This is a genomic window from Salegentibacter maritimus, assembly GCF_016236915.1.
In the GTDB taxonomy this organism is placed as follows: Bacteria; Bacteroidota; Bacteroidia; order Flavobacteriales; family Flavobacteriaceae; genus Salegentibacter; species Salegentibacter maritimus.
This window is the reverse complement of the sequence record NZ_JAEHOK010000030.1, coordinates 18254-32704: the sequence shown is the minus strand read 5'-3', so window position 1 is coordinate 32704 and position 14451 is coordinate 18254. Positions and strand designations below refer to the sequence as shown.

The 14451-nt window shown below is 35.2% G+C and carries 12 protein-coding genes; 11 read left to right on the top strand and 1 reads right to left on the bottom strand.

The features are described from left to right. Positions 1–64 precede the first annotated feature (64 nt). The 8 genes from I6U49_RS15625 to I6U49_RS15590 all read left to right on the top strand — a co-directional run bounded on the left by I6U49_RS15625 (position 65) and on the right by I6U49_RS15590 (position 6203). A complete protein-coding gene (locus I6U49_RS15625) occupies positions 65–340 on the top strand; it encodes a transposase (RefSeq protein WP_198627104.1) in 276 nt (91 codons plus the stop codon). After that, positions 337–1194: an IS3 family transposase gene (locus I6U49_RS15620; protein WP_317191834.1), complete on the top strand. Its 858-nt coding sequence runs from the start codon at positions 337–339 to the stop codon at positions 1192–1194. The genes I6U49_RS15625 and I6U49_RS15620 overlap by 4 nt, the downstream gene beginning before the upstream one ends. A gap of 251 nt (positions 1195–1445) precedes the next feature. Next, positions 1446–2276, top strand: coding sequence for a 4,5-DOPA-extradiol-dioxygenase (gene ygiD / locus I6U49_RS15615; protein WP_198629530.1), 831 nt, complete (start codon positions 1446–1448; stop codon positions 2274–2276). A 345-nt stretch (positions 2277–2621) separates the two neighbouring features. Further along, entirely contained in the window at positions 2622–3185 is a 564-nt protein-coding gene (locus tag I6U49_RS15610) for a Crp/Fnr family transcriptional regulator (RefSeq protein ID WP_193711735.1), read from the top strand. A 61-nt stretch (positions 3186–3246) separates the two neighbouring features. Beyond that, entirely contained in the window at positions 3247–3825 is a 579-nt protein-coding gene (locus tag I6U49_RS15605) for an NAD(P)H-dependent oxidoreductase (RefSeq protein ID WP_198629529.1), read from the top strand. A gap of 270 nt (positions 3826–4095) precedes the next feature. Continuing rightward, positions 4096–4635: a dihydrofolate reductase family protein gene (locus I6U49_RS15600; protein ID WP_198629528.1), complete on the top strand. Its 540-nt coding sequence runs from the start codon at positions 4096–4098 to the stop codon at positions 4633–4635. Between the two features lie 239 nt (positions 4636–4874). After that, positions 4875–5411, top strand: coding sequence for a DUF1697 domain-containing protein (locus I6U49_RS15595; RefSeq protein ID WP_198629527.1), 537 nt, complete (start codon positions 4875–4877; stop codon positions 5409–5411). Between the two features lie 333 nt (positions 5412–5744). Beyond that, positions 5745–6203, top strand: a complete 459-nt coding sequence (locus tag I6U49_RS15590; protein ID WP_198629526.1) for a DUF423 domain-containing protein — start codon at positions 5745–5747, stop codon at positions 6201–6203. Between the two features lie 156 nt (positions 6204–6359). On the opposite strand, the gene I6U49_RS15585 is transcribed toward I6U49_RS15590, so the two are convergent. Further along, entirely contained in the window at positions 6360–7112 is a 753-nt protein-coding gene (locus I6U49_RS15585; RefSeq protein ID WP_193711730.1) for a VIT1/CCC1 transporter family protein, read from the bottom strand. Positions 7113–7512: 400 nt separating this feature from the next. On the opposite strand from I6U49_RS15585, the gene I6U49_RS15580 reads away from it, so the two are divergent. From I6U49_RS15580 to I6U49_RS15570, 3 genes are all read left to right on the top strand, one after another. Continuing rightward, positions 7513–8274, top strand: a complete 762-nt coding sequence (locus tag I6U49_RS15580) for a DeoR/GlpR family DNA-binding transcription regulator (RefSeq protein WP_193711729.1) — start codon at positions 7513–7515, stop codon at positions 8272–8274. Positions 8275–9105: 831 nt separating this feature from the next. After that, positions 9106–12378: a SusC/RagA family TonB-linked outer membrane protein gene (locus tag I6U49_RS15575; RefSeq protein ID WP_198629525.1), complete on the top strand. Its 3273-nt coding sequence runs from the start codon at positions 9106–9108 to the stop codon at positions 12376–12378. A 52-nt stretch (positions 12379–12430) separates the two neighbouring features. Then, positions 12431–14188, top strand: coding sequence for a RagB/SusD family nutrient uptake outer membrane protein (locus I6U49_RS15570; protein WP_227740384.1), 1758 nt, complete (start codon positions 12431–12433; stop codon positions 14186–14188). Positions 14189–14451 lie beyond the last annotated feature (263 nt).

The window sequence follows — 14451 nt, the reverse complement described above, 5'->3', positions numbered from 1 at the left end:
TGATCATCCCCCAAAAATTAGGACAGTAAGTTAAGTTCAAAAATAACCTTAATTTTACTGTATTATGACACGAAGAAAATTTACCTCAAAGTTTAAAACGAAAGTAGTTCTTGAAGCCTTGAAAGAGCGTCAAACGGTCAAGGAACTAGCACAAAAATTTGAGATTACTCCACAACAGATCAATACCTGGAAACGCAATTTCCTAAATGAGGCCGATACTGTTTTTTCAAAAGGGGAAAAATCAAAAAAATCAGAAGAAGAGGAAAAGAAAGACCAACTTCTTAAGGTGATTGGGGAGCTTAAAGTGGAGAATGATTTTTTAAAAAACGCCTTGCGATAAAACCTTTAGAAGAGCGTCGAACAATGATATGCAAGGGTCATTCCAAGCTCAGCCTCCAGCAGCAATGCAAGCTATTGCACATCCACCGCAGTGGAATCTATTATAGACCTCGTGGAGAAAGTAAACTTAATTTAGAACTGATGCGCCTGATGGATGAACATTATACCCATCATCCTTTTAAAGGTGCCAGGAGAATGCATACCTGGCTTACCCTGGATAAAGGGTATAAAGTCAATAAAAAGCGTATTGAACGTCTCTATTCCCGGATTATGGGACTCAGAGCTATTATGCCCGGGAAACATACCTCCAGGCGAAACAAAGAACATAAGGTGTATCCTTATTTATTGCGGAATCTTACAGTAGACCGTCCCAATCAGGTCTGGGCGATCGATATTACTTACATTCCTATGCGAAAAGGTTTTATGTATCTGGTAGCCATCATAGACCTGCATAGTCGCTATGTTCTTAACTGGTCTGTGTCCAATTCAATGGATGCCCAGTGGTGTAAAGAAACTTTAGAAGAAGCTATTGAAATCCATGGGACTCCTGAGATCATTAATACCGATCAGGGAAGCCAGTTTACTTCAGAGATCTTTACCCACAGGGTACTATCTAAAAATATTAAACTCAGTATGGATGGAAAAGGAAGAGCTATCGATAATGTATTTATAGAAAGGCTTTGGAGAAGTGTGAAGTACGAAAGTATTTATTTAAATCCTCCAGAATCTGGAGTAGATCTGTACCAACAACTCAATACCTATTTTAAATTTTACAACCACCAAAGAAGGCACCAGGGAATAGAAAATGAAATACCTTATAACCGATATTTAAACCAAAAAAGAAAGGCTGCTTGATAAATGAAAAATAGAACTTAATTTAGCAGCAAAGCTGTCCTAACAAATGGGGGTACTTTATAGTGAAAGTTTTTTCTGTGCGATTTTATCCGTATGGGTTTACTAATTTTGTTTCTGAGCCAATTAGTAATTTAGTAAGGAAACACCTATATTCCAGATTTTTAGAACAGAAAAGAGAAATGATTCAGAGCAAAAAATAAATGAGGCTTATTTTTGAATTAAAAGGTTTTACCTTTTAATAAAATTTAAATATGAACTTAAAAGATTTAAGCAAAATAACTTCATCAATGAGTAACACAGGCAAAATGCCTGTACTTTTCTTAGGTCATGGCAGCCCTATGAATGCCATTGAAGAAAACGAATTTGTTTCAGCATTTAAGAAATTGGGAAAAGAATTGGTACGACCAAATGCTATTCTTTGTATTTCGGCACATTGGGAAACTAAAGGCACCTTTGTGACTGCGATGGAAAATCCGCCGACAATTCACGATTTTGGTGGTTTTCCTCAAGCATTGTTTGACGTTCAATATCCAGCAAAAGGAAGCCCAGAACTTGCACAAGAAACCAAAAGTATTATTACTAAAACAGAAGTTGGATTAGATGATAAATGGGGACTTGACCACGGTGCTTGGAGCGTAATCAAACATTTATATCCAAATGCCGATATTCCAGTAATACAAATGAGCATTGATTATTCGAAACCGGCAAAGTATCATTACGAATTGGCTCAAGAGCTAAATAGCCTTCGCCATAAAGGCGTTTTAATTATTGGAAGCGGTAATATGGTGCACAACTTGCGTAGGGTGGCCTGGAACAAACTAAACGAAGAATATGCTTTCGATTGGGCAATAGAGGCTAACGAAATGATGAAAGAACACATTTTAAGCGGAGACCATCAAAAACTTATCAATTTCAAGTCACAAGGAAGAGCTTTTGATTTGGCCATTCCAACACCAGAACATTATTTACCCTTACTTTATACATTAGCATTGAAAGAAGAAAATGAAAAAGTAAGCTTATTCAACGACAAGCCTGTTGGGGGTTCTTTATCTATGACTTCCTTGAAAATTGAATCTGAATAGAGCTGAAAAAAGCAAACTTAGAAGGAATAAAATTAACTATCAAAGATCCGATCTTATAATGACTTAAGTTTACTTGTTAGTTGTTTTTGAACCCTGTAGGTGCCTTTGCAAATAGAACCTCAAAAACAACGAATTGTCCTGAGTTTATATTTTGCTATTTTTCACGAATCAGAGGGAAACAAAATCAGATTTTCATTCGCCAAACTAAAAGAGCAACTCCAAAATAGTATACTAAAAAAATAGCTTGGGTTTGGTTTGGATTCTATACTTTAGAAGCCTAAAAGAAAGACGGTGTAGCAATAGGTTAGTTTTTCCTTCGCTATAATCCTTTGGAAGTAATAAAAAATGAGGAATTATTTAGAAGAATTTGGTGTACTAACCAAAGATGAAATAGATGTATTTGAAAATAAACTAGTCTATAAAAAGTTTAAAAAAGGAGATTTTTTTATCCGGGAAGGGCAAACTTGCAAAGAAGTAGCCTTTGTAGCTTCAGGGCTATTTAGATCTTTTTACTATTCATCTTTAGAAGAAGAAGTAACCTATTGTTTTACATTTTCCAATTCGTTTGTAACTGCTTATTCTTCTTTTTTATCTCAAAATAAAACTGTTGAAAATATTCAGGCTTTAACCGATGTTGAAATATTAACAATATCTCGAAATGAGATTTTAAAACTAGAGCAATCAAGTACCAATTGGTTGCGGTTTTTTAAACTTATTGCAGAACAGGAATATATAAAAATGGAAAAAAGAATTTTCCTGTTACAAAAGGAAACGGCCGAAAAGCGTTATAGCGACTTACTTAAAAACCAACCAGAATATTTACAGTTTATTCCCCTTAACTTTCTCGCATCTTATTTAGGCATTACCCAAAGACATCTAAGCCGAATAAGAAAGTCAATTTCAAATTAGACAAATGTCCTTTTAAAGGAGCTTAGTTGTGTGGTTCTTTGTAAAAAAACATAGAACATAGATGAAACAAATACTTATAATTAATGGGCATCCCGATAAAGAGAGTTTTAATTACGCATTATCAAAGGCTTATTCAAAAGGTGTAGGTAACACAGATGCAGTCTTGAGCCAAATTAATATTTCTGAATTAGACTTTGAACCTAATTTAAAATTTGGTTACCGCAAGAGAATGGACCTGGAACCCGATTTGCTTAAGGCAATTGACAAGATAAAAAAAGCTGATCATATTGTATGGATATTTCCAATGTGGTGGTATGGGTATCCGGCTATAATGAAAGGCTTTATTGATAGAACATTTCTTCCGGGAATCACTTATCAACCGGTTAAGGGTAAAGCTTTTCCCGAAAAGCTCTTAAAAGGAAAATCGGCACGTTTAATTATTACTGCCGATACGCCAAAATGGTACGATTCTCTATTTATGAAAAGCCCGGCCATAAATCAGTTTAAAAAGGGTACTTTGCAGTTTTGCGGAATTACTCCTGTAAAAGTAACTTACATCTCCCCGGTTAAAAATTCCAGTCCCGATTTTCGGAAGAAATACTTAGAAAAAATATCTTTATTGGGGGCAGGTTTAAAATAATTACTGAATTCAAGACTATAGGGAATTTATGCCTCTTAGGGACTTTGTTTTTAGTAAGCCACAAGCTGAATAATCAAAAGGCAGTTTATAAAGTAAATAAAATATTGAAAATTATTCAGAATAAACTCAAGAACAGGGCTAGAGAAACATTGGGGTACAATACACCGCAAGAAATGATATGTCTTGAAGGAAAAAATTATATTTGACCACGCAACTTTTAATAAGACTTTGTTGCGTTAGAACATTTAATCCAGCAATGCGAAAGACTTAATGAGCAAGAAAAATAGCATATTTATCGCAACAAGTTTAGACGGTTATATAGCTGATAAAAATGGAGGAATTGATTGGTTGCATTCCGTTCCAAATCCCAACAATGACGATATGGGATATTTGCAATTTACGAATGGGATTGACGCACTTATTATGGGGCGAAATACATTTGAAACTGTAATTGGATTTAATGTTCCATGGCCATATAACAAACCTGTTTTTGTGTTAAGTAACAAATTGAAAGAAATACCTGAATCTCATAAAGACAAGGCTTTTTTAGTCCATGGAACTTTAACCGAAATTTTAGGGCAAATTCATAAAAAAGGATATGAAAGATTATATATTGATGGAGGAAAAACAATTAGAAATTTTTTAAAAGCAGATTTAATTGATGAAATGCTATTAACAACTATTCCAATTTTACTAGGCGGCGGTTCTTCACTTTTTGGAGAATTACCTAACGAATTGAAATTTGAGTTAATTGAAACAAAAACATTTCTAAATCAAATATCGCAGAGACATTATAAACGAAAAAAATAAAATTCGAAATATCAACAAGCTCTATAGCTAATAGCAAATCAGATAGATTACAAGAGTTCTGCTCTTTGAGCAGACAAAGCCAAAACAAAGTTTTGATGTTTAACCAATAAGTAAATTAAAAGTGAAAACGTTTGTTAAAGCTTAGAGATAAAGGAAGAATGAAGTGCTTCGAATCTACCATGCTTTTCATAAATAGACCGTTTCAGAACTCTGGCAGCAAATAAACCAAAGTGTATCTAATGAACAAAAAAATAGGAATTTTAAGAGGAATAAATGTAGGAGGAAAACGAAAAATCCTGATGGCCGATTTAAAGTTACTTTGTGAAAAATTGGGCATGGAAAACGTAAAAACCTATATTCAAAGCGGGAACCTTATTTTTAATTCAGATAAACAAGGTTTTGAATTAGAAAACGCACTGGAGAAAGGTATTGCCCAGGAGTTCGGGTTTGATGTACCTGTAATAGTTAGAACAGAAAAAGAGCTTGAAACTTCAATAAACAACAATTCTTTTTATGATAAAGATGTTGATATTAGTCAGTTGCATTTAACATTTTTAAAAGAAAAACCTGCTAAGCAACATATAGACAAAGTATCAAGCCTTGACCACGAACCTGATAAATTCAAAATAAAAGATAAAGATGTATTTATATTATGTGAGGGTAAGTATCACAAATCAAAATTATCAAACAGTTTTTTCGAAAAGCAATTGAGGGTAGGGGCCACAACCAGAAATTGGAAAACGGTATTAAAGCTTTTGGAATTAGCGAAAAATTAATTGAATGTTACGGGCTAGTCATTTCAAATAGTATTTAAATACAATTAATACCTGAAAAAAACACCGGAGATCTAACAGGTTTCTTAATTTAAAATAAATTACCCGGTTGCAAACAAATGCGATAATAAATGGAAAGATGTTTCTGGTTTGCAGTAAGTTTCGGAATTTCGATAACTATGGGGATAAATCTCGATTATCGAGTAAAACGAGCATGCTAAATAGCCCATTTTAAAATTAGTAGGTGAAACCAGGTAACATCGGAAAAAAGTACTACATTTAGCTATACATTAGCAGATTTTGTTGCGGAATGTAATATCCCTTCAAATATAAAATATGAAAAACTGGAGTTTTAAAGTAAAGTGTAAGCCTAGCGAAATAAGTAAGAATTTGGAAGCTTCTCTTGGTGCTGCCAATGGGTTTGTGTTTACTATTAAAAACAACCAAAATGACTTAGTATCTTTTAAAATTCGTAAACGGCTTCTTTATGCCTGGTATATTCTTTATCATAATAACGTGGTTGTAAAAGGAAGCTTATCTAATGCAGAAGGAAAAGGGGGAACCAATGTAAATATCTCTTTTAGCCAGCACTTATTGTGGAAGTTTGTAATATTTGTACACCTGCTTTTAGCTTTAAGTTTTGTAATAGCTATTTTTTTAGGGAGTAATGATATTGCTATGTACGTATTGGCAATTATTACTTTAGCAATTGGTGTATTCTTATGGCTTAGATTGCAGAAAAAATACGAAAGAAATATACAGGAGTATAAAGATTTGATATGTAATTTGTTATAGTTTTAAGTTGGTTGGTTTGGAGTGGAAATGAAGTGATTTTAAAAGTAAGCTGTAAATATGTCCAATCTTAGAAACGAATCAGGTTTGACTATAATGATTTCTCAGAAAATGGTACTCACCTTTTATACTTAGAAAAATTTATTTACTTCTAAAAGATCATGAAAGTATTTTTTCCAGTACGTCTCCTACATAATATGCAATAAATGCTGCAATTCCTCCAAGTAAAAGGGTTTCCAGAATACCAACAATCATATTCTTTTCAGTCACCAAACTCTTAAGGGCACCTACAATAGAAAGTGCAATAGCGGTAAGAATGCAGGAGTATAAGAAAAGTTGAGAGTCCAGGCTTGAAGAGTTAGTGTTCATGAATAGATATGAAAGTAGGGGAACCGATCCTACTGCTAGAAAACTTGCAAAGGTTACTCCTGCTGTTTTATAAGGTGTTTTTTCGCCTCGAACCATTTCAAGTTCTTCTTTCATCATAGTATCTACCCATATATCTTTATTAGAGGTAATTACTTCTACCACTTGTTCTAATAGCTCTCCTTTAAAGCCCTTTTCTTTATAGATATCCCTAATTTCCTGTACTTCTTTTTCCCTAAGATTTTCAATCTCCCAGTATTCTACCTGCCGGTGTTTATCGAAGTTGTCTTTTTCTGCTTTTGTAGAGAAAAAATTACCTACAGACATGGAGAAGCCATCGGCAATTAAATTGGCTAATCCCAGTATTACTACTACCGAAATTCCCAGGCTGGCACCTTCGGCTCCGGCTACTACCGCAAATGTTGTAATGGCACCATCAATTCCACCGTACACAAATTCACCAATATATTCTTTATTGATAAATAATGCTTTTCCCCGCGAATGAAGCAGGCTTTCATCTTTCTTAGGTAGTTCTTTTGATGGCATACTGGATGTTACAAACTTTTGTTTAAGCTAAAGTTAATAGAAAATAGCGAAAATAAGGTTCCTAATTTATCATTTAAAGTTTTTATAGCGAGTTATTTACCAATAAGAACGTCTGCCAAACTATATATTATATAAAACTTTACAGACTTACGTATTTTCGAGTAAAACCAATTAAGAGCTATTGTAAAATTTTAAATGGATAATAATTAGTAGCCTAAAGAAACTTACCAAGTAAATTAAGCCAAATATTCTTATTAAGAATTAGGAGTGATCAATGCAATCTTAGGCTGGGCGGGAGTAAGCAGATGATAAAAAAGAATAATTATTTTTTTTCAGTTTTGAGAGTCCAATGAAAATATCGTATTTTGCTTTTATTAATCCTGCTATATAATAAAACTTCATGGGAACATTAGAAAGACATCAAATAATAATAGAAAAAATTACTAAAGACGGGCAAGTCAAGGTTCAGGATTTATGTGATGAATTTGATGTTTCTTCGGTAACGGTTCGAAAAGATCTTAAGTTTTTGGAAGAGAAGGGTTTGTTGTATAGAATGCATGGTGGTGCGACCCATACCAATCCATATACAACCGATAGACATGTGAATGAAAAGGAGAAAATTCATCTTTCTGAAAAAATGGGCATTGGTGAAGTTGCTGCAAAAATGGTTACTGCCAACGACTCTATATTAATTGCTTCAGGTACTACCGTATTATCCTTAGCCAAGAATATAAAGCCCCTGGAAAACCTTACCGTTATTACTTCAGCTTTAAATGTAGCTCTTGAATTAAATCAGCATATCGAAATAGAGGTTATTCAATTAGGGGGAATTCTTCGTAAACGTTCTTCTTCTGTAACCGGTTTATATGCAGAAAATAACCTTTCAGATTTTTCTTGCTCTAAATTGTTTTTGGGGGTAGATGGTATTGATCTTGAATTTGGTCTTACCACGGCCAATATGATGGAAGCCAGGCTTAATAGGGAAATGATTAAAGTGTCTCAAAAGACTATTGTACTGGCTGATTCCACTAAATTCGGTAAACGTGGTTTTGGTAGAATTTGCGGTTTCGATAGTATAGATGAAATTATAACAGATTCAGGAATTTCAAAATTTACCAGGGAAGCACTGGAGGAACATGGAATAAAAATTACCATCGTATAATTATTACTACTGCACGACATTATCGAGCTAAGATGGTTCGGTTTTTTCTTGAGATTTAAACAAAAGCTCCAATAAATAACTAAAGCACTTGCTTTAACCTAATTTAGTTTACGCAAAATTTTATTTTTCTCCATAAAGCAATTTCTTCGGGGTTGGAATGAGCGATATGGTTACTACTATACCTGTTTTTTACCCCTACTATACATAAAGGTTAGCTTTAAGTTGTTGGAAAGTATCTTTTTGTGTTTTCTGTTGGTTTAGTTTAATGAACTTTATAATGATTTAAAAGCTTTCCATTTTTAAAAAGCTTTCTCATATAATTCTGAAAGCATCTTTACAGATAAAGGTTATAACACTATTTAAGTTTTTAAAACAAAAGCTAATATAACCTATTAGAACAGTCAGCTTTAAAATATACCTCCTCTTTAAGGTCCCTACTATAAGGAGTTAGTTTCGTTTTGTATTTAATAATCTGCACTACAGAAGTACCATCTCTAAGGGATTTCAGGATTTTTCTTGCTATTTTTTTAATAACTTTTATACGAAAACACTATTAAAAATAACAAATAAAAATAAATGAAATATTTTTTTAGGTTTTAAATTGTTGTTTTTTGTTTTTATTTTTTACATTTGATTTTGTTAATCTAATGTGAATAAATGATTTGTTTGTAAATATTTTTTAGTCACTATATCGATTTCGCGCTTTATTCGAGGGGTTACACAAGAATTAGTTAACCTAAAGTTAATAGAAAGACAATTTTAAGGTGCAGAAGAATTGAAAACTAAATAAAATATTTGCAAACCTAATTATGAAATTTAATTTAAAAAATTATGAAACAAATTTTACAAGGGTTTATGTTATTAACCTTAGTTCTGGGGTCTGGGTTAATACAAGCTCAGGAAAGACCAATTTCAGGTCTGGTATCTGACGAAACAGGGATACCAATACCTGGGGTTACTGTTCAGGAAAAGGGAACCTCTAAAGGAGCGGTTACCGATTTTGATGGGGAATTTTCCCTTTCAGTTTCAGACAGCAATAATACTGTTTTGGTTTTTTCTTTTTTAGGTTATAAATCTAAAGAAGTAAGCATTGGGGCTAAAACCAATTTTAATATTACTCTGGAAGAGGATTCAGAAAGCTTAGATGAGGTGGTAGTTGTAGGTTATGGTACGCAAAAGGAAGAAAACCTGGTTGGTTCGGTAAGTACCGCAAACCTGGGGAATATAGAAACACGACCTTCTGCCGATATAGCCAGTTCTTTACAGGGAGCAGTTCCGGGATTAAATGTTCGCTCGGGTGCAGGTGGTGATCCTTCATCAACACCCAGTATCAATATTCGTGGTTTTAATTCTATCAATGGAGGATCTCCGCTTGTTATAATTGACGGTATAGAAGGAGACCTTGCAAACATAAACCCAAATGATATTGCAAGCGTTACGGTATTAAAAGATGCCGGTGCAGCCGCCATATATGGGGCCAGGGGCTCTTTTGGGGTTGTTTTAATAACCACTAAATCAGGAAAAGAAGGGGAGTTTAATGTAGAATATTCCAATAACTTCGGATTTACTACAAATACCAGTAGAACAGATTTTGTTACCAATCCATATACTTATGCAAAATGGGCAGATGAAGCTATAGGTTCTTATCATAGTGGATGTTACGTTTGTTATGAAGATGAAGATTGGGAGATTGCACAACAGGTAGGGAATGGGGAGCGAGAACCATTCTATGAACAACAGCCTGACGGGACTTATAAATTCTTCGGAAATACCGATTTCTATGATATTTTATTTAAAGATCGAAGAGCGCACCAGATAAATAATATTTCGGTTTCCGGTGGGTCTAAAAAGCTAAGAGGAGTGATTTCGGGTAGAACTTATGAAAGGGAGAAAATTCAAAACATTCAAGATGCCGAAATGAAACGATATAACCTGCAGCTTAAATTAAGTGCGAATCCTTATGAATGGTTGGAGTTAACGGCATTGAGTAGGTTTAGTAGTAGGTATGACGAGCAATATGCAGGAACAAAAAATGGTTGGGGAGATGAATTTGGAGTTAGTAAATGGCGTGACCTTTTTCCTAATCATCCGGCATTTGTAGATGGTTATGGTGTTAGTGTTGGCCGTACCAGAAATGGTTATGTAGGCCGTTTAGGAGCCTTAAAGGAAGGTGCAGCGCATCGACAATGGACGTATGAAAATCAAACAAACACCCTGGGTGCTGAAATTAAACCTCTTGAAGGTTTGGTGCTTAATATGAATTATAACTATAGTATTGACAGAACAGACAGGACGTTTTCTTATAAACCATTTAGTTACCTGTCTGGAGATAAACTTGAGTTGTTAGAGGATGAAGGCTTAAACCGTCTAAATGAATATCGATGGAAAGACTATTACACTGCGATAAATATTTATGGTACTTATACCAAAAGAGTTGCAGATAAGCACAACTTTAAAGTAATGCTTGGTTTTAATCAGGAAGAGTTTGATAGGGATAGAGTAGGGATGAGAATTGAGGATTTACTTACCAGAGATAAAGCTAATATTACTTTTGGTACTGAAATGTTAGATATGGAAGGCTCTACATTAGAATGGGCCGTTCAGGGATATTTTGGACGATTTAATTATGATTACGATGGTAAATACCTTTTGGAGCTTAATGCTCGTTATGATGGATCTTCACGTTTTCCTGAGGAAAACAGGTGGGGACTATTTCCATCTATTGCTGGAGGTTGGATAATTGACAAGGAAGACTTCTGGACACCTTCAATAGAAAGTGTAATTTCTTCTTTAAAATTAAAGGCCTCTTATGGTAAGCTTGGAAACCAGAGTGTTGGTGTGAATACCTTTAGACAACTCATAGGAATGGGTAGAACTTCCTGGTTATTTAATGGTGAACAAAACAACTATGCAAGGGTGCCATCACCACTGCCGGCCAATATTGGATGGGAGAAGATAACTTCAACAAATGTTGGTCTTAATATGGGCTTTTTAAAGGATAAATTAACAACCTCTCTTGAAGTGTACGAGCGTAATACAGAAGATATGTACTTGCCCGGTCAACCCTTGCCTGCGGTATTTGGTGCATCAGAACCAAGAAGGAATTATGCAGCAATGCGAAACAGAGGTTTTGAGGTGACTGTAGGGTATAATGATGAATTTACTGTTTTAGGTTCAGAGTTATCCCTTAGTGCGAGTGCGAATGTATCAAATAACCGGGCAGAAATAACAAAATTTGATAATCCAAACGGCTTGCTGAGTACTTTTTATGAAGGTCAGGAAGTGGGTGAAATATGGGGGTATCGCATAGACGGTCAATTCCAATCAGATGAGGAAGCTGCAGCTTTTCAAAGTGAATATGGAAGAGACAACCTTTTTAGGGTGTATAGGGGAATACTTGATTATGGCTCAAATAGTGACTGGAACCTATTAAGGGGAGGAGATCTTAAATATGTAGATGTTGATGGAGATGGTAGTATAGATAACGGTAATAATACGCTTGAAGATCACGGAGACTTAGTGCCAATTGGAAATTCTATGCCACAATTTCCTTTTGGGTTTAATATAAATGCTTCCTGGAAAAATTTTGATCTTACTGTTATTGGGCAGGGGGTTGCAAAACAAGATTGGTACCCCAACGGCCCATTGTATTGGGCAACTTTCCACAGGCCATATACATCATTTATTAGAAAAGATCTTTTAAATAAAGTTTGGGATCCGGCGCACCCTAACGATCCTAATAGAATATTTCCTCAGAGACAAAGAGCCTATAGTGCTTTAAGTTCTGGACGTATGTCGTATAATTATAATGATCACTTTTTAACCAATATTGGGTACTTAAGAATTAAAAACCTTACCCTTGGGTATACTATTCCTCCTACTTTAACCAAAAAGGTGAATATAAAAAGGTTAAGAGTTTTTCTTAGTGGAGAGAATATCTTTACCTGGAGTTTTGGAGGTTTAACAAAATATCTTGATCCTGAAGAGGTAGGAAGCCATGTAAGTTATTCAAACCCAAATAGTGTTAGCGGAAGATCGGCAACGAACACGCAATTGTACCCTATGGGCAAAACATTTTCGGCGGGCTTGCAAGTAAACCTATAAGCTTTTTTAATAATAAAAGGTTATCAAAATATATAAATCAACAATATTCAAAATGAAAACAAAAGATATACAGAAAAAAATGATTCGTGTATCGTCATTATTGGCTTTTTCTCTTCTATTGATAAGCTGTGATGCTGATATATTGGACCAGCCACCTGGGGATGCCATAACTTCAGATGAGTTTTTTAATACAGGTGCTGATCTTGAAGCTTACACCAATGATTTATATGGTGTTTTGCCAACAAAATCGGTGTATATGGACGATTCAGATTCCGATAATATTTTAGGTGTAAGTGCCGGAGATAGGTTAAGAGGAACACGAAGGGTGCCAACCGATAGGGGGAGCGGAGGCTGGTCCTGGGGGCACCTAAGAAGAATTAATTATTTCCTGGAGAATTATAATAGGGTAGACGATGCACAGGCTACGGCAAAATATTCGGGAATAGCAAAGTTTTTTAGAGCTTACTTTTACTTCGAAAAAGTACAACGATTTGGAGCAGTGCCATGGTACGGTGAAGTTATAAATCAGGACGACGAAGAGCTATTGACCAAAGGCAGGGATTCACGACAGTTGGTAATGGATTCTATTATAGCTGATATTGATTATGCTATTGAAAATATTCCGGCAGAAAAGGAACTAAATCGTATAACTAAATATACTGCACTTATTTTAAAGGCCAGGATTGGACTTTATGAAGGTACATTTAGAAAATATCATGGGATAGACGACTATGAAAGATTCCTGGAAGGTGCAGCTTCAGCAGCTAAAGAGCTAATGGATTCAGGAGCCTATGAGCTTTATACCAGCGGTGGTACAGATAGGGCATATCTAGATCTTTTCGCTATGGAAGATCAGAATACGACTGAAACCATTTTGGCAGTAGATTATGAGTTTGGATTAAGAACTCATGACCTGGCTTATAGAATGACGGCACCAACCCAGGGAAGATGGGGCTTGGCAAAAGATTTAGTGAATAGTTATTTGATGACCGATGGTTCTTCATTTACAGATCAACCAGGTTATGAAACAATGGAGTTTTATGAAGAAATGCAGAATCGTGACCCTAGATTGACACAAACCACTGCAGGTCCTAACTTTGCTACCTATGGTTCAGAAGAACGTGAGCCTGTAAATTTAGATATTACCAGAACGGGTTATCGTATAATAAAAGCATTACCACCAAAAGGACCGCAATGGGGATCTGGCGGATCATTTAACGACGTGATACTATTTCGTTACGCCGAAGCTTTGCTAATCTATGCTGAAGCTAGAGCAGAACTGGGAACATTGACACAGGGAGATCTAGATATTTCCATAAACAAGTTAAGGGATCGCGTAGGTTTACCTCATTTGAATATGGCTGAAGCCAATGCAAATCCAGATTCATACCAGGAAAGCCTTTATGAAAATATTGAAGGACCTAATAAAGGAGTAATCCTGGAAATACGTCGCGAACGAAGAGTGGAAATGGTAAATGAAGGACTTCGTTGGGACGACCTTATGAGGTGGAAAGAAGGCCAAAAAATTGAAGCTCCAATAGAAGGGATTTACTTCGCAGAATTAGGTGCCCATGATTTTAATAATGATGGTAAGTTTGATGTATATGTACACGATGGGGACACTTCTGGTGCACCAGATGAAGTGAGCACTATGGTGAATATCAATGAAAGGCCCTTAACCGAAGGTGACTACGGGAACATGCTTTTATTTGAAGGTGGTAATTTTGACGAAAATAGGGATTATTTCTACCCGCTGCCACTTGAAGATTTGGAGCTTAATGATAATTTAGAGCAAAATCCCGGCTGGTAATTGAGAAGGTTAAAAAAGAGTAAACTGAGGCAAGCTCACGAAGCCTTGGTTGGAAACAAATTTTTAATTTAGTGGCAAGCTTCGGGGTATTATACCCTTTGGCGGTACCAATAAAATATTTGAATAGGTGATTGGTCTAAGGATTGATTAGCAAAACCTGCCGTAATTACTACGGCAGGTTTAATTTGTTAGGTCTTAACAGATGTTTTTTATTTCTAGGCTAAAGTGGCAATAGCTCCAGAAATCACCAATTATTATAATTA